21 protein-coding genes and 1 pseudogene are annotated in these 25578 nt (G+C 34.2%); 5 read left to right on the top strand and 17 right to left on the bottom strand.

Annotation, left to right across the window (positions count from 1 at the left end):
* Positions 1 to 7 precede the first annotated feature (7 nt).
* Complete coding sequence (locus tag RBH95_RS13465) at positions 8 to 775, bottom strand: AraC family transcriptional regulator (RefSeq protein ID WP_307900095.1); 768 nt, start codon at positions 773 to 775, stop codon at positions 8 to 10.
* Here RBH95_RS13465 and RBH95_RS13470 point away from each other — a divergent pair.
* Positions 768 to 941, top strand: coding sequence for a hypothetical protein (locus tag RBH95_RS13470; protein WP_307900096.1), 174 nt, complete (start codon positions 768 to 770; stop codon positions 939 to 941). The two genes, RBH95_RS13465 and RBH95_RS13470, sit on opposite strands and share 8 nt — an antisense overlap.
* Positions 942 to 1362: 421 nt before the next feature.
* Here RBH95_RS13470 and RBH95_RS13475 read toward each other — a convergent pair.
* The 16 genes and pseudogenes from RBH95_RS13475 to RBH95_RS13550 form a co-directional block, all read right to left on the bottom strand.
* Positions 1363 to 2019, bottom strand: a pseudogene (locus RBH95_RS13475) (IS6 family transposase).
* Positions 2020 to 2143: 124 nt separating this feature from the next.
* Positions 2144 to 3739 carry a calcineurin-like phosphoesterase C-terminal domain-containing protein gene (locus RBH95_RS13480; RefSeq protein WP_307900097.1) on the bottom strand — a complete coding sequence of 532 codons (1596 nt, stop codon included), beginning with the start codon at positions 3737 to 3739 and terminating at the stop codon, positions 2144 to 2146.
* On the bottom strand, positions 3736 to 4926 hold the full coding sequence (locus tag RBH95_RS13485; RefSeq protein ID WP_307900098.1) for a phosphatidylserine/phosphatidylglycerophosphate/cardiolipin synthase family protein: 1191 nt from the start codon (positions 4924 to 4926) through the stop codon (positions 3736 to 3738). Before RBH95_RS13485 ends, RBH95_RS13480 begins: the two co-directional genes overlap by 4 nt.
* Positions 4926 to 5804 (bottom strand): endonuclease/exonuclease/phosphatase family protein, encoded by an 879-nt coding sequence (locus RBH95_RS13490; protein WP_307900099.1) that lies wholly within the window; start codon positions 5802 to 5804, stop codon positions 4926 to 4928. Before RBH95_RS13490 ends, RBH95_RS13485 begins: the two co-directional genes overlap by 1 nt.
* 18 nt (positions 5805 to 5822) lie before the next feature.
* On the bottom strand, positions 5823 to 7388 hold the full coding sequence (locus RBH95_RS13495) for a RagB/SusD family nutrient uptake outer membrane protein (RefSeq protein WP_307900100.1): 1566 nt from the start codon (positions 7386 to 7388) through the stop codon (positions 5823 to 5825).
* Positions 7389 to 7399: 11 nt separating this feature from the next.
* Complete coding sequence (locus RBH95_RS13500) at positions 7400 to 10504, bottom strand: TonB-dependent receptor (RefSeq protein ID WP_307900101.1); 3105 nt, start codon at positions 10502 to 10504, stop codon at positions 7400 to 7402.
* A 163-nt stretch (positions 10505 to 10667) separates the two neighbouring features.
* Positions 10668 to 11588, bottom strand: a complete 921-nt coding sequence (locus tag RBH95_RS13505) for a FecR family protein (RefSeq protein WP_307900102.1) — start codon at positions 11586 to 11588, stop codon at positions 10668 to 10670.
* 203 nt (positions 11589 to 11791) lie between these two features.
* A complete protein-coding gene (locus tag RBH95_RS13510; protein ID WP_307900103.1) occupies positions 11792 to 12370 on the bottom strand; it encodes a sigma-70 family RNA polymerase sigma factor in 579 nt (192 codons plus the stop codon).
* A gap of 175 nt (positions 12371 to 12545) precedes the next feature.
* Positions 12546 to 14231, bottom strand: coding sequence for a right-handed parallel beta-helix repeat-containing protein (locus RBH95_RS13515; RefSeq protein ID WP_307900104.1), 1686 nt, complete (start codon positions 14229 to 14231; stop codon positions 12546 to 12548).
* Between the two features lie 472 nt (positions 14232 to 14703).
* Positions 14704 to 15360, bottom strand: coding sequence for an IS6 family transposase (locus tag RBH95_RS13520; RefSeq protein WP_307900105.1), 657 nt, complete (start codon positions 15358 to 15360; stop codon positions 14704 to 14706).
* A 739-nt stretch (positions 15361 to 16099) separates the two neighbouring features.
* Positions 16100 to 16909 (bottom strand): hypothetical protein, encoded by an 810-nt coding sequence (locus RBH95_RS13525; protein WP_307900106.1) that lies wholly within the window; start codon positions 16907 to 16909, stop codon positions 16100 to 16102.
* Positions 16902 to 18068 carry a hypothetical protein gene (locus RBH95_RS13530; RefSeq protein WP_307900107.1) on the bottom strand — a complete coding sequence of 389 codons (1167 nt, stop codon included), beginning with the start codon at positions 18066 to 18068 and terminating at the stop codon, positions 16902 to 16904. Before RBH95_RS13530 ends, RBH95_RS13525 begins: the two co-directional genes overlap by 8 nt.
* Positions 18069 to 18315: 247 nt before the next feature.
* Positions 18316 to 18990: a response regulator gene (locus RBH95_RS13535; protein WP_307900108.1), complete on the bottom strand. Its 675-nt coding sequence runs from the start codon at positions 18988 to 18990 to the stop codon at positions 18316 to 18318.
* A gap of 10 nt (positions 18991 to 19000) precedes the next feature.
* Positions 19001 to 21025: a tetratricopeptide repeat protein gene (locus RBH95_RS13540; RefSeq protein ID WP_307900109.1), complete on the bottom strand. Its 2025-nt coding sequence runs from the start codon at positions 21023 to 21025 to the stop codon at positions 19001 to 19003.
* Positions 21026 to 21115: 90 nt separating this feature from the next.
* Positions 21116 to 21292 (bottom strand): hypothetical protein, encoded by a 177-nt coding sequence (locus tag RBH95_RS13545; RefSeq protein WP_307900110.1) that lies wholly within the window; start codon positions 21290 to 21292, stop codon positions 21116 to 21118.
* Positions 21293 to 21521: 229 nt separating this feature from the next.
* Positions 21522 to 22235, bottom strand: a complete 714-nt coding sequence (locus tag RBH95_RS13550) for a LytTR family DNA-binding domain-containing protein (RefSeq protein WP_307900111.1) — start codon at positions 22233 to 22235, stop codon at positions 21522 to 21524.
* A 310-nt stretch (positions 22236 to 22545) separates the two neighbouring features.
* On the opposite strand from RBH95_RS13550, the gene RBH95_RS13555 reads away from it, so the two are divergent.
* The 4 genes from RBH95_RS13555 to RBH95_RS13570 are packed head-to-tail and all read left to right on the top strand — an operon-like array spanning position 22546 to position 25464.
* On the top strand, positions 22546 to 23100 hold the full coding sequence (locus RBH95_RS13555) for a hypothetical protein (RefSeq protein ID WP_307900112.1): 555 nt from the start codon (positions 22546 to 22548) through the stop codon (positions 23098 to 23100).
* Between the two features lie 53 nt (positions 23101 to 23153).
* On the top strand, positions 23154 to 24008 hold the full coding sequence (locus tag RBH95_RS13560) for a hypothetical protein (RefSeq protein WP_307900113.1): 855 nt from the start codon (positions 23154 to 23156) through the stop codon (positions 24006 to 24008).
* A gap of 15 nt (positions 24009 to 24023) precedes the next feature.
* Positions 24024 to 24542 carry a hypothetical protein gene (locus tag RBH95_RS13565; RefSeq protein WP_307900114.1) on the top strand — a complete coding sequence of 173 codons (519 nt, stop codon included), beginning with the start codon at positions 24024 to 24026 and terminating at the stop codon, positions 24540 to 24542.
* 22 nt (positions 24543 to 24564) lie between these two features.
* Positions 24565 to 25464 (top strand): hypothetical protein, encoded by a 900-nt coding sequence (locus RBH95_RS13570; RefSeq protein WP_307900115.1) that lies wholly within the window; start codon positions 24565 to 24567, stop codon positions 25462 to 25464.
* Positions 25465 to 25578: the final 114 nt, after the last annotated feature.

The following is a 25578-nucleotide window of genomic DNA, read 5'->3' on the forward strand; positions in this document are numbered from 1 at the left end:
GGAAATGTTAAGCTGTAAATTCATGCTGTTTTTTAAACTCACTAGGGGTTAAACCTGTGATTTTTTTAAAGTAACTATTAAAGGTTGATTTGGAATTAAAACCGCATTGATAAGCAATATCTACCAAAGCGTCATGACGTTTTAAAGGCATATTTTTAATGACCTCATTTACCCTAAATTCATTAACATATTGATAGAAGTTTTTGTGAAATCTGGTATTTAAAACTTGGGTTAAATGATGCTTTGGAATATCACTTTTTAAAGCTAGGTGCTGTAAGGTCAATTCGGGGTTTAAATAGGGTTTCTTTTGTTCAAAATAGGTTTCCAACTTCGATTGATAGGTATCCAAATCGACATCACTTAGAGTCGAGCTGTTATACTTTTGTGTTTTATCCTGCTGTTTCGTCTGGGTTACCAACTCTAGTTTTACCCCTTTAGCTTTCACCTTATATATGGCAATACCAACCACAATAGCCAATGTAAAAATATAGACCAACCTGTTATCTATATGCATACCAAACACCTCTAGCATCAAAAAAATTAAGGGCATAAAAATCATCCCTAAAAAGGTTAAGCTAATAAATTTCAGCAGATTAAATTTTAAGGAATCAATTTCAGTTTTGTTGTTGTACAATATATACAGGTTAATCAGGCTATAGGAGCTTATCGAAATAAAATCCAGAATCACCATTTTATTGTAAAAAGGTAAAAGAAGACCGCTTTTCAGTGGAAATGAATTCAATTGTAGGAGTGCAAAAACGTAGGCGATGCTCATACCTATAAATGGTAAAAAGTGTAGGATGATGGTACGTTTTTTAGGCCTTTTTATCAATGACATTATTAATAAATACACCACAGGGCCATACACCAAAGAAAAACTGGACGGTAAGGTGAAATACGACGGTTTCGTAAATAAGAAAATTAATTTTATTGAAAAATGAACCGACATTAGAAGCAAGAGCATGGTAAGCAGCTTTTCAAAGACCTCGTTATGCTTATCCTTTGTTACCAAAATAAGCATTAAGGTAAACAATGTTTGAAAAATTATGATGCTCAATAAATATCCCATAGACCTCTATTTTCTTCTTTTCACAAAAGTATTGGCGTGGATATAAGCGGACTTTAAATATGCGTTAAATAAAAATTAAGTAAAGGTAATATCAAAGTGCTCATTAGATAACATGACTTAACAATATTGAGTTACTAAGTACTGAAAAAAAGAGGCTCACCTTAAAGGCTGCCTCTTCAACAACAAAATTTCAAAAAAAAAAAAAAAACATGTTAACTATCCGTACTAGGTAAAAAAAGCGGTTCTGTCGCGTTTGTAGAATTATGATCTAAAACCTCATAGATCGACTAACCTTATGCTGCCAGACTACAAAACGACTTATAAACAGATGAACACTTACTGTCCATCTGTCCCTTCTTAATCATATGTACTACCTCTATTCCCGCTATGCTTCGCCTGGCACTCTCAAAGTCACGGTACCCTTGCCTTACCCGTTTCTTTACAAACCTATGATCCTGTTCAACTATGTTGTTCAGGTATTTGCATTGGCGTATTTGGATATTGGTATAGGCACGCTTTTTGTAAACCTTTATCGCTCCTTTGTTGGATCCACTTTTGTCTATGTTAATCAAGAAAGGCCTACCATTGTTCTCTATCGCTCTTATCAAAAATGATTGTGCTGACATCCTTTGACGTCTCCTGGTAAGCAGAAAATCTACGGTGTTTCCTTCTTTGTCTACTGCTCTGTATAAATACCGCTATTGCCCCTTCACTTTTATATATGTCTCATCCATCCTCCATCTTTTTCCAACAGAGCGCTTTCGCTTTCGGAAATTATCTTCTAACAAAGGACTAAACTTAAACACCCATCTCTGGATGGTTGCATGGTCAACACGAACACCTCTAATGGCCAATAATTCCTCAATCTCCCGATAGCTCAAACCAAATCTGAACTTAAAATAGATAGCTTGCATAATCACTGACTTGGGAAATGAATGGCCTTGGAACATGTCTTTTTTATTTTAAAAATACAACTTTGTTTATTTTTCTAACTTAGATGCGACAGAACCAATATTTGAGAAATTTAAATACCGCTGAAACTCCTGTAATGTTTAGTAATAAGAAACCTAGTAGTTACTTTACCGGTTCTTCCAAAAAGTAACTAGTTCGACCTGTATGCGTCTTCCCAAACATATCTGTCGCTTTTATTTCAATTATATGTTCACCTATCTCAAGCTTTCTTGTTGGAATTTTCCCTTTCCACAAATGTTCACATTTTATGGGGTTAGCACCTCTTCTTCCTGGCATTAATTCTTCTGTAGTATCCCATTCTAATATTGATTTCACATAAGACGGATCGAATTCTTCCACATACTCCATTGGCTTCCATTTTCCGCCATCGATTCGGTATAAAACAGTATCCCCTTCGGTTCCCATAAAAAAATTTACAAAAACTCCTGCTTGCGTATTACGATTATTAGCGACCACTTTGGGTGCAAAAATTTCCATTTGATACGCTAAAGGTTTTCCTGCCACTTTATAATCGATATTATAGGTGTTACCGTTAAAATTAATAAGAGCATACCCTTTTGGAGTTCCGTCTCGCATGGTTGAAACAGGTACATTATTTGCATCTAATTTACCAGAATACCAATCTCCGCAAGTTGTTCCTACATTATAATGGTGATGTGGTTTCTCTTGTTTCCAACCTTCAGCCTTGGTAAAAAAATCCTGGCGTTGAATATGGGTATGCGCTGATAATGATAGCGTATTTGGGAAATCTTTTAGCAATTCGAAAAGTCTTTCTCGATCTTCATCTCTAAAGGTATCTTTATCTTCAGGTTCACTTAATGGAATGTGCATAGACAGCACAATTAAATGATCTTTGGGTACCATTTTTAAATCGTTTGCTATAAACTGAAACTGATCTTCTCTAAATCCTCCCCAATAACTTTTAGCATCTCTTGGATCTGGATACAAGATATCATCTAATACTATAAAATGAACTTTCCCATAATTAAAAGCATAATTAGCGGGACCAAAATGAGCCTCATAGCTTTCATCTGAATATTCATCTTTTGTTGCATCAAAGTTCATATCGTGATTTCCCAAAAGGTTATACCAGGGGATACCTGTTTCTTTTACAGCTTGTATATAGGGGGCAAAAAGATCTGGATTATTCCCAACTAAATCACCTAGACTAAGGCCAAAAGGCACGTTTTTAATTTTAGACACCTCTTCTATAATTCCTTTTGAGAAATAACCAACTTCTTCTAATGTATACACTTGAGGATCTCCAAATATAAGTGCTGTAAACGTTTCTTCCTCTTCCGAAGGAATTAATGGAAAGTTTACCAATTTTGGCAATTTACCAGTAGCACTTACCCCTTTGAATTTTAATTCAGGTGAACCTTTTGGTTTGTAATTATAAAAAAACTGAGGTAACTTATTCTCGTCCGTTAGTATTTTATAATTGCTTGGCTTTATCACAGAAATAATTGCCTCTTCACCTAGAGGCATTTCATACCTACCTTTTTTATCTGTGAGCACTACATCAATGCCATTAGTTACTGCTACATTGGCTATTCCTTTTTCTCTAGACTCTTTTTTTCCGTTTTGGTTGTTATCTTGAAATACATAACCTGTTACTTTATCTTGTGCAATGGCACTAAAACTAACGGAACCAAATAGAGCTATACTCCATACATATTTTGCAATTCTTGTATTCATTCGTTTTCTAATTCTTTTAACTGATTAAAATTAGTATCGTATTCACTAAAAATAAGGTCGTCTTTAATTAACAATAGTGTTTCATTATTATACCTCAGTGCATTTTGAGAATAGTTATGTGACCCAGTTACTACAATCTTTCTATGGGTTCCTTGCCAATCAGCATCTATAATCATGTATTTTGAATGAATATTGGTGTTTGAAAATGCCTTTATAAAGGCCCCTTTTGCTTCTAACTCTAACAACGCATTAAATACATTATCTCCCACACTGGGTTTCACAATAACCTCAACGGTTGCACCTTCATCTATAAGTTCAGAAAGCTTAGCTACAATTGCTATTCGAGAATCGGTCCATATAGACATTCCTATCTTAATAGTAGCATTTTCAGGGTTTTGAATATCATCTAAAATTTCAATAATGGTATCTTCTCCATAAAATTCACCTTCACGGCGTTTTGGAAAAAAGTAAGCATTTATATCCTCACTAATAAATTCTCGATAGTAGTAGTTAACCATTCCTGAAACAGCTAACGATTTCATATCGTCCCAATAATTCAAAAAACTACTATACAAATCTTCATTACTAAAAATGACAGCATCCTGAGCTTTTTTAGTACTGGCTTCTGCAAAGTTATGTGATGTTTGAAAAACCACATTTTCTTTCTCTCCGTCAACAGTATTAACTTTTGAAAACAATGCAAACTTATTATGATTTATGGCAATAGCACCACTATCGTTTGTAAGTAGGGTTACTTTAGAATTACTTGAAAACCCATCTCTTAATAAGTTTATAGCGTTTAAGTTATTAGTTTGTCCTGTTTCTAAACTATAATCAATAATTATAGAAACCGCTACCCCTTTGTTATCTGCTCTAAGTAAAGCATTTATTAAAGGTGTATATTGAAAGGCCGATATACTAATATGAATAGTACTGTTTTGGGGTGCCGCATCGACCAATTGAATTAATCGGTTTAAAATAACTTTAGAAGAATTTCTTTGAGCAATTTGGGCTACATCTGTAAAAAGGACTTCAGGAAAAGTAATATCTAGATTTACTTCTGTTTCTACTTCAAAATGATTAACCTCTTGCTCATCTTTTGAGCAAGAAGTTAACACAAACACCACTAATGCAATACAACACTTTAAAAAGAGTACTGTATTGCGTTGTTTTAAAAAACTATTCATTATTCAACTATTGTTAATTTAATTTCGCTAATGACTGGCTTACGCTCATTTATAACTTCATTTCCAACCTCATAACTAAGGACCTCCATCTCATAACCCGGCATAGTTCTATATATAATGTGATCTGCCACATATTGTGGGCTACTTCCCGGATATGTTAACTCACAATTACTACATCCCGGAGTAAACTCTTGGTACAACATTTGTAAATGCGGATCGGTATCGGTTTGAGAATAAAAATTACCCCCGATAATTAAAGGGTATTCATATCCCGTAAAAAGATCTAATATTTTTTGCGCCTGCAATGGTTGATTCTCGGCATTACGATTGGCATTACTACCATCATCTAATGTTGCAGATGCAAATCCAATCGTCACGTTATCGGCTATCTCAATTTCGGCCCAAGCAAATGGTTTTTCTACACCTCCATAAATTGGCCCCACAGGCAAAACTGTAGATTGCGGGTTTACAATTGGGAATTTCGATAACATTGAAGGACCATATTCACCCTGTTGGTAGCTTCTCCCCGAAGCAAAATAATAATTCATCCCTAAAGCATTGGCAACTGTCAATCCTTGTTCAATTTCAATACCTGTACGTGCATTATAGTGATCTATTTCTCTTAGAACAACTAAATCCGGATCATAATTACTTATAAGTGCTGCAACCTGATTTAAATCTGCATGTTGATTATAAATACCGAAAGACATTACTTTTAGTGTCACCTCATCAATCTCTTCATCCTCTATATCTTCATCGTCTATTATAACTTCTGTTGGAGGTGTATAGTCTTTCCAATCACCTTCAGAGCAAGACATACCAAAAATTGAAATCAAGACTACAGTTATTATATATATATGCTTCATAGTTGTTTTCATGCTATTTATTTTTAATAATTAATAGTTTGGGTTTTGTTCCATATTTGGATTAGCAAGAATTTCAGCTTGCGGAATTGGCCATAAATAATCCCTATTATTTCTTGCTAAACGATCTTCCACATAAAAGGGTTCTCCCGTAGCTGGGTCTACAGCTCCATAAACTGGACCATTCATAACATCTTCAAGTATGTTCCATCTTCTAATATCCCAAAAACGTACCGCCTCAAATGCCAACTCTACACGTCTTTCACGTCTCACTAATTCTCGTAGTTTTTCTTGAGTATTATAAATCTGAGTATCTACATCCGGCATACCTGCTCTATTTCTAATAGCATTTATGTAGGTTATAACATCTGGGTTTTGCCAATCTCCAGTTTCTATTAAAGCTTCAACATAAGTAAGCAAAACTTCGGCATATCGTAATATCATATAATCTAGAGTTCTTGCCCCTGTTCTATCTTCTTCAGTCACATATTTATAACACCAATAACCAGTGGACGTGGAATTTTGAATTGAAATTCTATCATTATTATTTGGATTAGGATTAAAGGGTTCCAATACATTTGAAGAGAACTCTCTTCCGTTCCATAAAACTGAAGCCTGTAATCTTGGATCCCGATTATTGTTATAATTTGGTGAAGCCATATAGATTTGTAGTGAATCTTGGCCTAACTCCTGTATTGTTTTTCCTTGTTTAGTTTCAAAAGTATTTACTAAGGATGCTGTTGGAGACAAAACGGTTTTACCTCCCACACCTTGTGGTGCAAAAGCTACCCATGCATATGCTGATCCTCCTTCTTTAAAAAAAATACTTTCATTATTCATTTCACCTGTGTAAGTAAACAAATCTCTATAATTGGGGTATAAATTATAATTGCCACTGTTGATTAGCTCCAAGGAGGCTTGCTTAGCTAAGTCGTAATCCCCCTTATACAAAGACAATCGACTAATAAGTGCCCAACAAATTCCAGAAGTCATACGCCATCTTTCTGAATAGTTATATTCAGAAGGAAGATTTACGGCGCATTGCATCAATTCCTCTATTACAAAATCATAAACTTCCTGCTCTGTATTTCTCGCAACTTGGCTTTCATTTGGAGTGAGTGCAGTGGTTACTATTGGCACACCACCGTAAAGCATCATTAATTCCATGTGATAATAGGCGCGTAAAGCCTTTGCCTCCCACTTATATCTAGATTTTAATTCCTCGTCCATATATACGTTATCGACATTTTCCAAAAATCGAGCAGCTCGACGTATACATTTATAATCGGCAGTCCAAATTTGTAGAGCGACATCCCAACTTGCACTTTGCAATCCTTTGGTATAGGCTTCAAATTCCCCTCTAGAACTTTGTCTCGGTACCATATCATCTGATAAACCTGAAAGAAATTGTAACTGTCTACCATTAGCTCCATCCGGAATTCCTACATAAACACGATACAATGCTGCTGCGGCATCAGACTCTGTGTTCCACCATTCATCATCTGAAACAGCCGTAGGATGATCATGGGTTAAATAGTCTTCACAACTAACCAGCCCCAATGCACTCATTATTAATAAAAGGAAGATGTATTTTTTCATTACTATAATTTTTAAAATTTAACATTTAATCCTACCGTATAGGTTTCCACTACACCGTAAGTCCATTGATTTCCCCTAGTTTCTGGATCAACTAGTTTGGTTGATGTAAAGGTGAAAGGGTTCTGAGCATTCAGATAAACTCGAAACGACTTAAGTTTTAAAAAGTCTAATACATCTCCTTTTAAATTGTAACCTAACTGTACATACTTTAATCTTAAATAAGCTCCATTTTGGAACCAAAAATCTGAAGATTCTCTATTATTGGTTGGTGTGGTTGAAATTCTAGGGAAAATAGCATCGGTACGCTCAGGTGTCCAATAATTATTAGCATAATAAGTGGTTGGAACACCGCCATCCTTTCCTAAATCTAGAGGTAATGCAAACATTCCCGTGAGAGGTACATCACTTTTCCCTGTTCCTTGTAATAAAAATTCGAAATCGAAATTTTTATATTTCATTTGAAAGTTTGCGAAGTAATTTAAATTTGGAGTTGGATTCCCAATGCGTTCCTGATCATTTGCATCTATAATACCGTTTTCATCTAGATCTAAATATTTAATATCCCCAGGGGCTGCGTTTTCTCTTATAGGTATAAGTGCATTCCCATCCGAATCAAAATCTGATGCCTGGAGCAAGCCGTCAGTACGATAACCATAAATACTGTTTATGCTCCCTCCAACTTCATTTATAGTGGTCTCTGTAATGTAAGGCCCTCCTACTAAAGCTTCAATTTTATTTTTATTATAACTAACCCCTGGTCTTATACTAAATCTAAAATCTTCATTTATCCTATCATTGTAATTCACTGAAAATTCCACACCACGGTTTCTAACTTCACCTGCGTTAACCGGCACATCCCCTTGAAACCCTCCTACAAATGGCAATTGTGGTGTTAATATGATATCTTTAGTTAACTTGTCATACACATCAAAGGTTATTTCCAATTTGTTATTTGCAAAAAGACCAACATCCAAACCAAGGTTTAACATATTAACAGTTTCCCAAGTAATATCTGGATTACCGTTTGCTGTTTCTAGACCATGACTGGAACTTATTAAAGTTTGATATCTGTACAAACCAATGTTATCGTTACCTAACTGCCCGTAAGATGCTCTTAATTTTAAATTGTTTATAACATTAGATTCTCTTAAAAATGATTCGTTATGCAAATTCCAACCTGCAGCTATCGAAGGAAAAACCCCATATTTATTTCCTGGTCCAAATCGAGACGAGCCATCGGTCCGAATTGTAGCCTCGAGAAGATACTTATCTCTATATGAATAATTCAATTTTGCATAAGCCGACAATAGTGACGTTACATCCCATTCCCCACTATTCGTTTCTTCTTGTGAATATCCTGCCATAGCAAACAAATAGTGATCATCCATGTCTAATGTATAATCGGCATTTGCTGCAAGGTAATAATAGGTACCCCTGTCCATGGATGTGGTTCTTTGGGTATCCCAGGTCATATATAATTGGCCTGTGTAATAATCAAAAAAATTGGTATTATCCCTAACTGCCTTGTTGACATCACTATTTAGCCTAAAACTAAATTGACTGTTTACATTAAAATTATCGGCTACCTTCCATTTCGGATGTACATTTATACTTACACTACCATCCTCAAAACTTTTAATCCCCCCTCGCTCAGCATATGCCAAAGGATTCACAATCCCCGCATAATGCCCATAATGACTAACACCATTCTGTTCTGGGTATCTTGGCAGAATAATTGGAGGCACTCTATAAATGTCTTCCAAAATTCTATTTCCTCCAGAACCACTAGTTCTATTAGGTTGTGTTCTATCTAGTTTTATAGCTAATAAATCTAAGTTTAAGAGGAATTTATTATTTAACGAAATAGAGGTATTGGCCCTAATATTGAACCGCTCCATTTCATTATTAGGTATCATTCCCTGTTGGTTCATATAGTTTCCCGTAACAGCAAACCTAGCCAAATCGTTACCTCCACTGATAGAAACCGAATGACTATGAATTGGAGAAGCACGATTAATCATTAAGTCAACCCAATCTGTATCTGGATAAGCAACTGGATTTTCCCCACTAGCAGTGGCTAAAATATCACCTTCTGCAAAGTTAGGAGACAACCCCGCATTAATTTGGGCTTCGTTATACATACGCATATAAGTTGCTCCATCAACCGTTTGAGGCAAATTTGCCGGCGACTGGAATCCCGCATAACCATCATAGGTAACTAAAACCTCGCCTGCCACCCCACGCTTAGTCTCTACCAATATTACTCCATTGGCAGCCCTAGAACCATATATAGCAGCAGCGGCAGCATCCTTTAAAATGGTAACACTCTTTACTGTAACTGGATCGATATGGTTCATATCCATAGGAACACCATCCACCAATACCAATGGATTTGAATACCCTAAAGTACTCACCCCTCTAATTCTAAGTGTTGCCGAATCACCTCCTGGCATGCCTGACCCTTGAGAAGCCTGTATACCTGTTACTCCTCCCTGTAAGGACTGCGACAAACTTGTAATGGGCTTATTATCTATATTCGCCTCAACATCTAAAGCACCTACAGCACTGGCCATATGTCTTTTTTGCTGTTGAGTAAGCCCCATTACTACAACTTCTTCCAACGCAGATGTTTCTTCCTGCAAACTAATCGTTAATTTACTTTTACTCTCTTTGGCTAAGTATTCGAATGTTTTAAAACCCATCATGGAAAACACTATAGTATCTCCTATTTGGGCATTTAATTCAAAATCACCATCAAAATTTGAAACGGTTCCTTTTGCCTGGTTTTTAACAAAAATATTCACCCCCATTAGTGGCTGTGGCAACTCTTGGGTATCGTAAACAAATCCTTTTATATTAACTTGCTTTTGGGTACTACTCGTTTTTGGAGGTTGTAATTTTATATTAATATTGTTATTTTCAACCCAATATGAAAAACTTGCTTTTACTGATAAGTCTTTTAGCAGATCATTTAATGTAACCTTCTCATATTTTGCATTATAACGTTGTGTATTTTCAATTACAGATTTACCGTAGGTAAATGTAAACCCTGTTTCTTCTTGTAATTTAGAAAACACCTCTACTAGCAATGCGTTTTCTAGATTTATATCTACCAACACGTTTGTATTTGGCTGCGCATGTAAATAAATTATATTACAGAAAAATATTGCCGATATTAAAATTTTTCGGATATTCATGGTACTTTTAAGTATTATTATGGTACTAAATGCTTAATGAAATTTCAGGTCTGTTGCAGCAGACCTGTTTTTTTTTGAAGTTTTATGGAGCTACGGTCAATGCAATTTCATCTTGTTCGGTTTTAATAAGTTGTACATTACTAATAAAATTAAATCGCTTTAAAAGAACGTCTATAGGCTCCTTGTTATTTACGACGATAGAAATATGTTCTTCCCCAAATCGACTATCAAACTCTAGAATTTTGACCCCGTATTCTGAAGAAATGAAATTTAAAAATTGATGTATTGTTATCTGATCCAGATACACTTGATTTTGATACCAAGACGTGAACAACTTGGCATTAGTTTTTAGTTTTGTTAAATATCCAGAGGCATTTGAAATGGTTTGCTCGTTTGGATGTAAAACAACTGTTTCGTTTGTTTTGCCATTTAAAACTCCCACTTTACCACTAACAACTGTTACTACTGTATTGTTTCCGCTATAGTCTATATTAAAAGAGGTCCCTAGTACTTTTGTTGCAACATCTCCACTGTTAACAATAAATGGTTTGCTTTCATTTCTAGTCACATCAAAAAAAGCTTCGCCTTTTAGCTCGATTTCCCTTATTGTTTCATTGAATTCATCTTCATTATAACTAATCTCACTTCCTATATTCAACATTACTTTAGACCCATCAACTAGGACAACCTGTTCGACTTTATCTGAATAATTGGCTATCGTATGTACCTGATCATTGGACGGCCAAAACAAAAAGCCACTTAACCCTAACATAATTACCAAAGTTGCAGCAATCTTTAACCAAAGACGTTTTTCTCCAAACAAACTACCTTTGATATTAGCATAAATTCTACGCTCTACTTTGACACTATTTTCTAGCCGTGGTAAACGTCTTTCAGGTTTGTTCATTTCATCCTCAAAATGTTTAAGAATTTCAATCTCTTTTTGAGACGCTTTACCTTTGAGGTATTTAGTAACTATATGTTTGAATTCTTTCTCGTTCATTAACGTGTTGTTGTTATTTAATAATTCCTTTTATTCCCTTAAACACTCAATAATTTTTCACAAAAAACATTTTCTTAACATTAAAGCAGAATTGGATAACGTTTAGCTAACAACTCAACAGCCCTATGTAAGACGATTAAAAGATGAAACAGTACTATGTAACTAATAAAAGAGCCTACCTGCTCACTATTTAAATGGAAGTTTTATTTTAAAAAGAAAATAAGTACAAAGAAGTAAACCAAGTTCTCTTTTATAGCTTTTAGCGCCCGTGATATATAACTCTCCACGGAACGCTTGCTAATATCAAGCTCCTGAGAAATGTCGGCATTTTTCATGCCATGGTATCTGCTCAACACAAAAACTTCCTTGCATCGCTCGGGTAGGGCATCTAAAACAGTATCAATTCTATTTTTGGTAGCTTCTAGATAATGGATCTGGTTGTCCTCTATCTCTTGAGCAGGAATTTGCTCTAACACCTCTAATTGAGAGGTTGTGAATTTTGTATCTCTTAACTCTTTATACGATTTGTAAGTTACTGCTTGAAACAGATAGGCCTCTAAATTTTCATTTTTTATAGTCTTGCGCCGATTCCAAAAATCCACCCAAATTTCTTGAACTACATCTTCAGCTATACTCTCTGATTGCAATAAATTAAATGCCTTAACATAAAGAGGCTGCCAAAGCATTTTAAACAATTTCGAAAACGCCAACTCATCATCTTTGTCCACTACAAGGGATAATAACTCGCTTATAGTTGCGCTTCTTTTTAACTTACTAACCATGTCGCAAATAAATTAAAAAAATCAATTTTGAATATTACTGAAAAGTAAACAAAACTTAAAAATAGCCCCATAATATTGTAACACTTCAAACCTATAAACAAAAAAGTAAAGAGCGCAATACACTACTGCGCTCTTAAAAAACTAATTTGAAAAATCATTTTCAACAGTTATAATTTTACTTAACAATAAGCTTCTTCGTTTCGACAGAATTACCTTGGGAGATTTGCATTAAATACATCCCCGAACTTACCCTTGAAATGTCCAATACATTATCTGCTAATTTATTTTCTCTTAAAACAAGATTACCAATAACATCGTATAACGAAACAGCTATAGTTTCATTACTACTATTTCTTATTACAACATAACCTTGCGTTGCTGGATTAGGATACAATTCAAAATGATTTACTGAATAATTCCCCTCAATAGTTAGAGTAGCAGAATAATCTAACGCTCCCATATTATTAGAGACTCTGTCATTAGCCAACTGATCTTTAGCCAAAAGATCGTTTGATAGTACAGGTGAATAAGTTGCACCTAGAGTTTGCAGCTCTGCAACAGTCATACCGCTATCAATGGCAGGATTATTATCTTCCAAAAGAAGTTTGCAAGTTGCTGTATCACCTCCATTATCAGACAATTCATCCAACATGGTACTAGCATCAAAAGTTCCTGATGTTATTGTTCCTGAAGCATCGAAAACCTCTTCTCCTACAATACTACTTATGGTTGTTATGGTACCTCCAATTTCAAGAGAAGTCATCCCATCACCATTAAAATTACCGGATACAATTGAATTATAAAGATTTATAGAACAACCATTACTATCGGTATTGTGAACTCCCCCTCCATTTGGAGCATTGTTATTAGTAATTGTACTACTTATAACATCAATCACAGAACTTCCATAAGTATGAATCCCTCCCCCATAGTTTGTAGCAGAATTCCCTGAAATGGTACAATTTATTAACACCGCATCTGATGTTCCTCTAGCATAAATTGCTCCACCTCTTGCTCCTGCAATATTGTTAGCAATTGTACAGTTATTCATATTCAGTTTTGCTGTAGTGTAAATATATACTCCAGAACCTACTCCGGACGTTTCATTTCCTGCTACGGTACAGTTATTAAAAGTTCCCGTTGAATTTCTTAACCACATTCCAACACCATTGGAGCTTACTGCTACATCTCCATTATCGATTATTTTTGAATTATTAACCACTATCTCTGCTTCTTGATGAATAAGCATTGCCACACCATGAGCTACTGCTGTATTATTTGATATGATACATTCATCAATTTCAAGCCTTGATCCTGCTGCTATAATACCCGCCCCATAATTTCTAGGGTAAAACAAATCGTTTATAATGAGTTCTCCACTTGTGCCCGCACCACTTTCGTCACTAGCATGGCCTTCTTTTATGGTTAAACCGTACAACTTTACACTTTCTCCATCTATCTTTGGAGCCGTAACAGCAATTACATGGTTTACTTGGGAATCATTTTCTAAAAGCCCGCTAAGAATAGTTTCGTTAACACTAGGGTTGGGTGCCTCTCCTGTTGTTGGATTTTGGGAATACCCTCCAATAAGTTCAACGTTTTGCTTTATTTCAAAGGTCAAATCATTGTCCGCTCCAACGGCAGTATCTCCATTGGTAATGGTAACAGAAGGCCTATATGTTCCCGCGGCAATGTGTATTTTGTCTCCTGACGAAAGTGATGATGCTAAGGCCGACCCCAAAGACGTAGCATTTGCCCAGCTAGACCCATCACCTGTACCTAAAGGCTTTACATAAATGTGCTGAGCCTGTAGACCAAAACACATACAAATTGTAAATAAAGTAAGTAATTTCAATTTCATGTTTAAAATATTTAAAAGGATTAATATGGTATTCAATTGATACATCATTTACATATACCTACAAATGTTTGAAACACTCACAAAAAACAACTCCTTAACGGTTATATAACATAGCTTCATTTTGATTAACATTGTGTTAAAACAATGGTCTTTAAGTTATTTTTGTAGCGGTTGGTTAAAGTGACGAAATCCGTAGGAAACTCCAAGGATGTAACTCACTGAAAAGCGGCTCCAACTGGAGCCGCTTTTCATTTTCCTATTATCAGAAAACCCAAAAATGGAAGCCATATAAGAATTAGCAAAACCCGACATTTCAAAACCGTCCTGTATCACAAGAAATCGAACTATTGCAATAGTTCGATTTTGAACATTGATAGCCAATTATAGCTATATTACAACAGATTAGAGAGTAAATCAACGGTTCTGTCGCGTTTGTAGAATTATGATCTAAAACCTCATAGATCGACTAACCTTATGCTGCCAGACTACAAAACGACTTATAAACAGATGAACACTTACTGTCCATCTGTCCCTTCTTAATCATATGTACTACCTCTATTCCCGCTATGCTTCGCCTGGCACTCTCAAAGTCACGGTACCCTTGCCTTACCCGTTTCTTTACAAACCTATGATCCTGTTCAACTATGTTGTTCAGGTATTTGCATTGGCGTATTTGGATATTGGTATAGGCACGCTTTTTGTAAACCTTTATCGCTCCTTTGTTGGATCCACTTTTGTCTATGTTAATCAAGAAAGGCCTACCATTGTTCTCTATCGCTCTTATCAAAAATGATTGTGCTGACATCCTTTGACGTCTCCTGGTAAGCAGAAAATCTACGGTGTTTCCTTCTTTGTCTACTGCTCTGTATAAATACCGCCATTGCCCCTTCACTTTTATATATGTCTCATCCATCCTCCATCTTTTTCCAACAGAGCGCTTTCGCTTTCGGAAATTATCTTCTAACAAAGGACTAAACTTAAACACCCATCTCTGGATGGTTGCATGGTCAACACGAACACCTCTAATGGCCAATAATTCCTCAATCTCCCGATAGCTCAAACCAAATCTGAACTTAAAATAGATAGCTTGCATAATCACTGACTTGGGAAATGAATGGCCTTGGAACATGTCTTTTTTATTTTAAAAATACAACTTTGTTTATTTTTCTAACTTAGATGCGACAGAACCCATAGTAAAAACAGATACAAAAAACAATTGACTTCAGGGAGAATCAATAACAACAAACTAGCCATAAGTAATTCAATTATTATTGACATTTAGCAGAAGTGACTACATCTGGTGTCAACATTGAACTATTGATTTTCCATTTGGACTATTGATTGAACCATTGATTTTCGATTTGAACTATTGATCGAACTATTGATTTTGCGAGTTGGACTATTGATTTGACATCAAGTGAAGTCAATAATCATTGGAAAAATCTAAAATTGAGGTAATAATCTTGTTGCCTTCCCTAAAAATGTATTACAAAACAATTACCAAAGCCATCGCCTTGGGGGATACAGTCCAACAGGAATTACACTTTGGCAAAGTTTTGCTCTTTAAATTTAGAGAAAATCTAACCCAATAATATATAGTCAGGAACATGTTTATACTGCAACGATTGTTGTTCGACCGTTGCAACGACCCCAAATTTGGGTACGTTTGTAACCATTTTTAGCCAAAAAGCTATTTTTTGACCACAACTGTCATCTCCAATCGAACAGTTGATTTTCCATTTGAACAGTTGACTGAACTGTTGACTGAACTATTGATTTTCCAACCAAACCATTGATTGAACAGTTGATTTTGGGTTTGAACCATTGAATTGACTACAGATGTTGTCAAAGGCAAACTACAAAACAGCTTAATTATCGTTCTTTCTTTTAAACCAACTTTTTTTAGGAGTTAACAAAAAGGACACTCCATAATAATCCCCTTGAACATCAAAAAAACCTTCTTTATTTTCTATTCCTTGTAAATTCTCAATGACATACCATCCTTCCGCTGTCCTAAAAAGATTATCATTATAAAAAAGAGCGACTTGAACCAATGCAAAATCAAAGTCATAATTAATCCCAATGGACAATTCACCAGAAAGGGTTATACTTGTTGTTTCTATTACCGAATTAAAAATTCGATTAGACTCAGTTCCTCCTTCACTTGGCAAATTAAATGACATATAGATATCATCTTCTCCCAATGTTAGATTCAAATTAACTCCAAGGCCAAATACGGCATTCAACTTTTCATTGACCCTTAAAAAATACTCAGGCTTGAATGGAATAGAAAACATATAAGTATTTAATGGATCTAAGCCTTTAAGAACCGATGAATAATCCATTTGCTCAGACACACCTAGATCTTCATTTTTAATATTAATATCAAAATACGACTTAAAAGGCTTTGCAATTACTCCTGTTTTAAAATTGAAATTGCCTGCTTGTGCAAAATTAAAGTAAAACCCAAATTGAAACGAAAACGAATCCTTAAAACCCAATGAAGGATAAGTGCTATGATCATAGTTTTGAGACAAATTACCTGTTTGGAATGCTGGCTGAAATACTATACTTACTTTAGAAAAGTCCCTTTGGTAAAGAAGCTCCGCCTCCTGTGAATAACTAAAAACACAAAAAAAAGTTGCAAGCAATATGCTTGCAACTTTAGCCTTAATCAATTGGCATATCATAAAAATCCTTGTTTATTATTAAAATTTGCCCCTGTTTATGAAGGCTATACAACTTATTATCCTTAACACTCAGATACTGTAAGTCAGGAAGAGTTCCATCAAAGGGTTCAATAGTCATTTTCGCTTTCACTCTCCTCCTTCTCTTTTCCTTAATCTTTTTTATTGGGTCTATAATAGCCTGACAGGCATTATATCCAATACCATCTGATCCTACAGTCGCTCCATCAATTCCTGCCGTAATCCACGTTCTTCTATTTTTCCACTCTCCATTCTTCCTCTTATACCCTTTAGTTTTAACCTTTATTCTACTTTTGGAAATTACGGATGTTCCATATACATTGCCAAATTCTCTTCTAATTTTGCTAATTTGTTTAAGTCTTTTTCCATTTGCATCATCATAATGATAGTCAACTTCCTTCACTTTGTATTTACATCCACTTGGGGGATCTATTCTTTGCTCTTCAACAACTACTACATTTGGATTCCCTGAAGGAACGTTACCACTACTCACCTGGGCCATAGCCTGTTGATCATTATTATGAACTTCTATATAATTACCATTGTCATCCAAAAATTTGTAATAAACAAAATTAGACTTATCACCAATCAAAACTTCTGCATTAACACTCAATAAGGCTCTTTCAGTTTCATCATCAATAAAATGGTTATCTGGATCAGTAGTAGGATCCCACAAACCATCACCTTGTTGACTTAACCATATCTCCTCCAAGGCGGCAATATTAGCACGGAGCGAGCAAAATTCCAAATCTGATTCAAATTGTACAAGCTTATCGTCTTCATCAAAACCTGCTGCATCAGCCAATGCATCATACTGATCATCTGAGATACCGCTTGGAACAGTTGCATCAAATGCATCACAATACGTATCTATCATATCATCAAGCTGATCTACCGTTTGCCAATATACATCCCAACTAGGAAACATTAGAATATTATTGGTACAATTTGTACCATTATTAATTGACAATGACTCAATACTGCCAAAATAACTACTTACTTTCTGCATAGTTTCAGCAGAAGTATCTACTTTACCTTCCCCTTCTTTTGAAAAATTATCTTCCTCACAAGAAGTAAAAAACAAAGCTCCAAGAAAGAGCATTGTGAAAAAATTAAAATTTGCTTTCATTATAAAATTTTATTGGTTTACAACTCCAATTATAATCAAAAACAAAAGCTTCCCATTAAGCAACTTCCTTTAAAATTTAAAGCAAATCACCCAACGAAAAAATATTTAGTTGTAATACATTCGCAATGTTAGTTACAAAGCAATTATTATATTTTCCCACCCCCAAGTTTGCTTAGGGCGACATTATAAGTCAGTTAATTGCATTAAAAAAAAGCCATCGTGATAACATTCATCATGATGGCTTTCTTCAAATAAAGCCTTTATCCCTTGCTTCTTTAATCAATACCCTATCGTCCCTATCTTCTACATTAAATACTTCCTTAAGTCTACGCTTTCTATATTCAATAGCACTTGTACTCAAGGGAATTAGTTTTGGCAACTCTACCATTTTAGTACCTTTGGAAAGCTCATATAATATCTGCCTATCCAAAGAATCAACAAATACATCACTGGAAATTTGCGACCTAAAAAGCTTAAGAACTGTTTTGTCATAATAGGGAGAACCAGACAAAACTGTTTCAATAGCGACAACAAGTGTTTTGGGATCTACATCCGACTTTATCAAAAAACCTTCAGGATTAATACTTTTAATAATATTCTGAATCCTAAAATTATTATTATACATAGTGGATACAATAATCTTCGTAGTTGGGTCCAGGTCTTTAATTTCGATCCCCAAATCTTCCCCCGAAATCAATTTCCTATCCAAAGATGATGGCAAGTTAATATCCAAAAGCACCAAGTCAAACTTAATTGACTTCAGGCTATCGGAAATTTTTTGATAGGCTGTATCTATATCTTTAGCGTAATCTATATTAAATGTATAGTTCGAGGATCGTTTTTCCACTTTTTCAAAAGCCATTTTATAAGCATTTGCAATTAATGGATGATCATCTACAATTAGAATATTTAGTTGGTTCATGTTAAATCATCTATTTTGGCAGTTTAAATTCTATTTTAGTTCCTTGATTAAATTTTGATTCGATTTTAAATTCCCCTCTCTGTTGGCTTACCCTTTGCGAAATATTTTGCAGCCCAATTCCTTTAGAATTCATTCCAACATCAAAACCTACACCATCATCTTCAACCATAACACTTACAGCCTTGACAGAAGGAAAATTAAACAAAACATTAACATGATTTGCATTTGCATGCTTATTTATATTCAATAACATTTCCTGCAAAATTCTATAACAATTAAATTTTGTAGTATAACTCAATTCATCCAAGTTAATGTTTTCGCTGTATCGCAATTTATAACTGTATTTTCCAATCGTACTTTGCTTCTTTATAAGCGATTCTATTGACTCCATAAAACTGTTTTCTGATCTAAATAGATCATTTTTCAATTCATGAGAAACAACCCTTATCTCCTTCTCTATTTGATGTAATTCCCCAATCAAATTATTATATTTCTTAAGGGTATCTTCTTGTCCTCCTATCTCAAGAAATCCTAAGCCAAGACGAGTACCATACAGTTTTCCCAATATACCATCATGTAATTCCCTTGAAATTCTTTCACGTTCATTTAAACGCCCTTCTTCCAATTTGTTTTGTTGATCCATCACTAGCTTATATATTTCCTCTTCAGCCTCTAGGTTTTTGGATTTAAGTTGCAAGTTTTTATGCTTTGAATTTTGGAGTTGAATGTAATACAACGCCGAAAGCAACAACAATAAAAGTGTACTAACAACTATTATGAAAGTTCGTTGAGAAGATAAAGTGTTTGCTTCTGCAATATGTTCATCGGTTTCATATTGGATACGGCTAATTTTATTTTGCAACCTCCTACCATTAAGCTCAATTTCATTATCTAATTTCACATATTTCGACATATATACATTGGCACTTGCAGGGTTATATTGCGACAGCTGCTTAAGTGCGTCAAGTAAATCTCTGTTATTTTTAATTTCGTCTGCCAATAGATAAGCTTCTTCTGTCAATCGAAAAGCTGTTAAAGTATCTTTTTTTAATGCATAATACTCCCCTAAATGTAACTTGCTTAAAATAATGCCAGACCTAATTTTCAAACTATCTCTTATTGACAAAGCTCTTGTCAAATCATCAAAAACATTTACGGTATCTTTTGTCAAAAGTCTTGTATAGGCAACATTGTCAATCGATCTTGCATATGACCGTAGGTCATGATGATCTAAATATTCTAATGATTTATTAAAATACTGCAGAGCTTTTTGGTAATCTTTCGACTTTAAATAAGTACTTCCAAAATTATTGAATACTCCTTTTTTGAGATTTATTACTTCATCTGGTGAGAAACTATCTAATACTTTAAGAGCTTTGTTTAAATATTCTTCTGCCAGTTCATATTCACCAATATTCTCATAAATTATTCCCAGAAGGTTGTAGCATCTAAATTCTGGTAATGGATCAGAATTTTTTTTAACTAAATCTAAAGATTGAAACAAATTGTTTTCCGCTCCAGCATAATCCTTTAATCGTCCTTGGATATAGGCCATATTATACAACATAGATCCAGCGTTAAAATCATCCTTTAATTGCTTATACGTTTTTTTTGCCTGATAATAATGGTAGTAAGCAGAATCATAAATTTCCCGCTCATCAAAATACAAACCTTTTGATAGGTGAACCCAAGTAAGACTTCCCGTATCTTTCAACTTCTCTGCTAAATTTACAGCTTCCTTATTTACTGAGTAAAACAATAAAGAGTCATTTTCTTTACGTGAAAAGTATGAGAGTTTTCTAAAGTAATACTCCTTGGTAGGATCATCCTCCAATTGTTTAGTTTTTTCAAAGGCGGAAATAAGCAACTCAAGCTTTTGCTTCTTATCTTTCTTGGAAATTTTATAAGTACTAAAAAGACTCAAAATATCATTATGAATAATTTGATCTTCATTTCCTTCTATACCCTTTTCTTTAGTGCAAGCAAGTAAGACTATTGAACAAATTACTAAAATGACTCTAATGTTTGTTTTCAATTTAAAAGCAATTATCGCGTTGAAATTAAAAAAAGCCATTAATATATTCTACTAATGGCTTTTTTTTATTGTGAACAAAAATTCTATCTTTTACGGAATGGTAGGTACTGGTTCCGAATCTCCATTTTTACCAGTGCCATCCTCCTCCTCTCCAGTTGCATAGTGCTCAAGGGTGGTTTGATCATCATCATAAATCGATTGTTCAGTACAAGAAAAAGTTATAATCGCCAATAAAATGGCTATAAAAAAATATTTAGCATTCTTCATTTTTTGAAATTTTAAGGTTATTGTCAAATAATTGGGCTGTCCAATTTTGGCCTAAATTGGACGCTGAACAATGGGGTTTGCTGCCCATTAATCCTTATGAAGAAGCTTCTTTCGGAGACAAAAGTAATAGCACCTTTGTCTTTTAACTATTAATTTGAGACCAGCTTAGTGAACATAGTAATTCTGATAGTGAACTGGTAAGTTTTGATGGTGAAACACCTAGTTTCCATTATATAGTTCTTTGCTCAAATTGATGGTTGAGGAGTTTCAAGTCTTCAGCATAACTCTTTGAAAAAGGAATGCCTTCAATACAATGTTTTAAATAACATCTTTGCTTGCCAAAGTTGATTCGTGAAATAAAATCTTGATTTATAATATAACTTTTATGAATCCTTAAAAAGTTTTTGGGTAAGGATTTTTGAAATGTTTTTAACGTTTTAAAAGCAGTGATCTCTTCCCCATTCTTCATATAGAAATCTGTAGAATTGTTATCGGCCTTTAGAAAAAGAATATCCCTTGTATTTAAAAACTGATAGTCATTATATGATTTCAAACAAATTGTGTGACCTTTATCGATGGAAAACTGTTTAAGATATTTTAGTACAGCCTTCCTAACGTCCAACTCCTTCAAGGGCAAGGTCAAATAATCAACAAAACCATGCTTAATGGCCTCATAAGCCAAATCCTTTCCTTTTGAAAGCCCAATTACCTTTGGAATTTCGCTTAAATACTGGTGAAGTTCATTAACGAGTAGAAAGGGATTATCTGAGAAATTATCAAGATTTATAAAAACCAGATCTGGTTTTTTACTTAGTGTTAAATTAAAGCCACTATCTAGGTCAGACCTAGCCCCCAATGCACAAAGACCTGGAATCGTATTAATAATACCTTCCAAATCTTTTGCAACAACACCATCCTTCTCTAAAATACAATACAACTTCATAAAAAATATCCGTGCCGAAATATATTCTATGTCAACTTTAGAGGTTTAAGGATTCCTCTCGAAAATTTCAATGTAATCCCTTAATTTATAATTAGAGTTAAGTGATAGTTTAGCCATCCTTATTCAAATAACGGTCACCGAAGGGCTTACCACCCAAAGTCAAAACGTATGTGAAATTCCATTGAAAAGACATAAAAAATAAAATGGGCGAGGTAGACGAAAATCGAAAGAGTAGCACTAAACTTTTAATTAATTATATATGAAAACTATCAATAAATTATTCGCTACAATTTGCATATTAAGTATCTTCATGAGTTGCAGTAACGAATCTGAAAGCATAGATGTCCTTAACGCCCAAGAAACCAATTCAAGTCAACAAAGAAGTAGTCTGTCTACTGATATTGACAATTTTGTTTCATCCTTTTATAATAGTTCTTTTGAATATGGATCATCCATCGAAACAACTGATGATATTGGAACATACACGGTAACAGAAGTTCTTGTAAATTCGGAGTCAAGAGCAAGAGGCTATGTTGTAACTGAAAAATCTTCCGGTAAATTTCTATATTTTGTAGACGTAAATAGAATTGATTATGAGATGACCTCCATAGACATAACTATTAACGAGACAAAAATCACTAATAATATCGACTCACACAATGATTACTTTCTTACGAATGAATTCGATTTTATTGGAATAATACAAACGGAAAACTCAAGTTCTGGACGAAAAAGAAAATTTTGGGGTTGGAGTGATTGGGAACAAAATAGCCCTTGTGACGAAACTGGACATATGCTTATCATAAGAGAGCACTTTGTACTTTTCATGCATAATGTTTATGAATTTAATTTAGTACCTTGTTAAAATTAACATTACTCAATCGCCTGATTATTTAGGCGATTGATTAAAAGAATATTATGAAAAAATTAATCACAAATTTTTACTTTATATTATTCATTGGCTTTCCTTGCTTTTCTCAGGAATTTCATATAAAAACGAATCTCGAAGAAAATGTACCATATGCTAGTGTAATATTCTTTAGGAACGACACCATAGTTGGAGGAACATATTCAAATGAATTAGGCATTGTAAGAATAAATTCAAATGAAGATATTGACAAAATAACAATATCTCACTTAGGATTTAAATCAAAACAATTAAAAAGAGAAGAACTAAGGCCCGAAATTTTATTGGAAGAAAATTCTTTTGAACTTCCTGAAATTATAGTTTCGAAACGAAATATCGAACCAATTTTATTAGGTCATAAAGTCAAACGAAAAAAAACATTTATTTCCTCTCGTAAAGGATTAGAGCTGGCCACTTTGATTTACAAAAATGATATCCCTGATGGTTATTATCTTAAAAATTTTCAATTTAGAATAAAACGTAAAAGTGAAGATAGAACAGTAGTCCTAAAATTAAACTTATATGCAAATGTTAATAATTTCCCAGGAGAAATTATTAACGCAAATCAAGATATCACAATTGCAGTTAGACCACATGAGAAAGGAGATATTTTAGTTAATCTAGAAAAATATAATTTACTGTTTCCTTCAGAAGGTGCTTTTTTAAGTTTAGAGTGGCTGGGACTGATTGATGAAAAGGGTAATTTCGTAGAAACCAATTCATATTATGATAGTCCCATTGCATTTAACAGGGAAGAAAATAAATCCTACACTTTTATACGTAACAAGTTAAAAAAGACGAATTGGGGAAATTTTGATTTGAATGGACAATTAGTAGTCCCTGCTTTTTCCATAGAAATCAATTAACAAACTATACCCAAATTGAAAAACATTTTAAAAGCTTTAATAATTCTCCCATTGCTTCTAAGCGCTACTTGCGAAGACGATTGCACCACAAATAATCAATTTGTAGAAGACCTGATAGAAGTGTATCCTCAAGGAAACATTTATGAACAAGGTGACATCATAACATTACAATTGGTTATCCCTTCTCTTAACGACTATTTTGGAGAAGGGACAAACCTTCTTGAATCAACCAATGACATAGAAGCCGAGGTCATACTGCGGTTTGATGATCTATTTTCAGGAAATGAGTTGACATTTATTAGAGGCGAACAAGGAACGCATCAAAACAAATTTATAATACCATATTATGAAGATAGTGACAGCTATGAGTTGATTTTCCAGGTGACACTAAATAAACTTGGCTATTATTCCATCCATTCGTCAAGCAATGACATTTCTTTTTCTCATTTGAACAGTTGTAACGACTTCCACCTCGAAACTACAATATCAGGGCTTGTTCCACCATATGATCTAACCTTTTCTGTTATAGAATAATATTACCTCCCTAAATTTAAACATGAAAAAATTATTTTTCCTTCCGGTCCTACTTTGTACTCAGTTAATATTTTCTCAGAAGATAGTAATAGCTGACACCATAAATAAATCTCCAATTGCGTTTGCAACCATCAAGTATAACAAAACAAATGGCGATTACAGTAACCCTAAAGGGATCATAGATTTAAGCCAAGTATCATTTGATACTTTAGAAATTTCCCATATGGGTTATAATACGGTCAAAATACCAAAACTTCAAGTTACAGACACTATCTACTTGACTCCTCATGCAACACAATTGGAGAGTGTAACGGTAAAAGCAAAAACGGATGAACAAATTACATTTAAACCTTTAAAAAAGTCATCACTTTGGAAAAGCTGCATTTTAACCCCTAAATTAGAGCTGTGTGCTTTGGTATATCCTAAACCAGAATATCAGGATTATTATTTAGATATTGTCTCCTTTTCCTTTTACAATGACATCGGTAAAAACGACATTAAAAAAAATCATGGAGAAATTGACGCCTTAATAAGAATAAATATTTATCACAACAACAAGGGCAAACTTGGCGAACAAATATATAGCAGTACACCAATAAAGATTAATAGCATAGAAAAAGACGAAATTGAACATGATATTTCATCTTTAATGCTGAAAGCTACTCTTGACGGTTATTGGTTTACACTAGAAATGCTTGGATACTACAGCAACAATAACGAAGTAACTATTGATGGAATTCCTTCTGTAAGACCCCGCCTAACACAAAAAGAGTCTAAATTTTGTAAAGTTGAAACATATCATAAATATGTGTTCAACGAAAATGATAACTATAAACACATAGATGAAGTATTAAAAATAGGAGGGTTTTATGGAGAGAATGAACACAGGTATTTATCTATTGGTTTTACAATATCCAAGTAAGCACACCCTCCTTTTTGCCATGGACAATTACACCAAAACAAAATCCATTTATAAAGCCTAAACAATTCATTTTGTATCACAAAAAAATCGAACTGTTGCAACAGTTAGACATTG

The organism is Mangrovimonas sp. YM274 (assembly GCF_030908385.1).
Taxonomy (GTDB): domain Bacteria; phylum Bacteroidota; class Bacteroidia; order Flavobacteriales; family Flavobacteriaceae; genus Mangrovimonas_A.

Bases quoted from the DNA above. Each gene is read 5' to 3' on its own strand.
- RBH95_RS13485 (WP_307900098.1), bottom strand. From the start codon at position 4,926: ATGAATAGTTTTTTAAAACAACGCAATACAGTACTCTTTTTAAAGTGT.
- RBH95_RS13515 (WP_307900104.1), bottom strand. From the start codon at position 14,231: ATGAAATTGAAATTACTTACTTTATTTACAATTTGTATGTGTTTTGGT.
- RBH95_RS13510 (WP_307900103.1), bottom strand. From the start codon at position 12,370: ATGGTTAGTAAGTTAAAAAGAAGCGCAACTATAAGCGAGTTATTATCC.
- RBH95_RS13505 (WP_307900102.1), bottom strand. From the start codon at position 11,588: ATGAACGAGAAAGAATTCAAACATATAGTTACTAAATACCTCAAAGGT.
- RBH95_RS13480 (WP_307900097.1), bottom strand. From the start codon at position 3,739: ATGAATACAAGAATTGCAAAATATGTATGGAGTATAGCTCTATTTGGT.
- RBH95_RS13520 (WP_307900105.1), bottom strand. From the start codon at position 15,360: ATGTTCCAAGGCCATTCATTTCCCAAGTCAGTGATTATGCAAGCTATC.
- RBH95_RS13470 (WP_307900096.1), top strand. From the start codon at position 768: ATGCTCATACCTATAAATGGTAAAAAGTGTAGGATGATGGTACGTTTT.
- RBH95_RS13495 (WP_307900100.1), bottom strand. From the start codon at position 7,388: ATGAAAAAATACATCTTCCTTTTATTAATAATGAGTGCATTGGGGCTG.
- RBH95_RS13535 (WP_307900108.1), bottom strand. From the start codon at position 18,990: ATGAACCAACTAAATATTCTAATTGTAGATGATCATCCATTAATTGCA.
- RBH95_RS13560 (WP_307900113.1), top strand. From the start codon at position 23,154: ATGAAAAAATTAATCACAAATTTTTACTTTATATTATTCATTGGCTTT.
- RBH95_RS13555 (WP_307900112.1), top strand. From the start codon at position 22,546: ATGAGTTGCAGTAACGAATCTGAAAGCATAGATGTCCTTAACGCCCAA.
- RBH95_RS13550 (WP_307900111.1), bottom strand. From the start codon at position 22,235: ATGAAGTTGTATTGTATTTTAGAGAAGGATGGTGTTGTTGCAAAAGAT.
- RBH95_RS13530 (WP_307900107.1), bottom strand. From the start codon at position 18,068: ATGAAAGCAAATTTTAATTTTTTCACAATGCTCTTTCTTGGAGCTTTG.
- RBH95_RS13545 (WP_307900110.1), bottom strand. From the start codon at position 21,292: ATGAAGAATGCTAAATATTTTTTTATAGCCATTTTATTGGCGATTATA.
- RBH95_RS13465 (WP_307900095.1), bottom strand. From the start codon at position 775: ATGAGCATCGCCTACGTTTTTGCACTCCTACAATTGAATTCATTTCCA.
- RBH95_RS13490 (WP_307900099.1), bottom strand. From the start codon at position 5,804: ATGAAAACAACTATGAAGCATATATATATAATAACTGTAGTCTTGATT.
- RBH95_RS13570 (WP_307900115.1), top strand. From the start codon at position 24,565: ATGAAAAAATTATTTTTCCTTCCGGTCCTACTTTGTACTCAGTTAATA.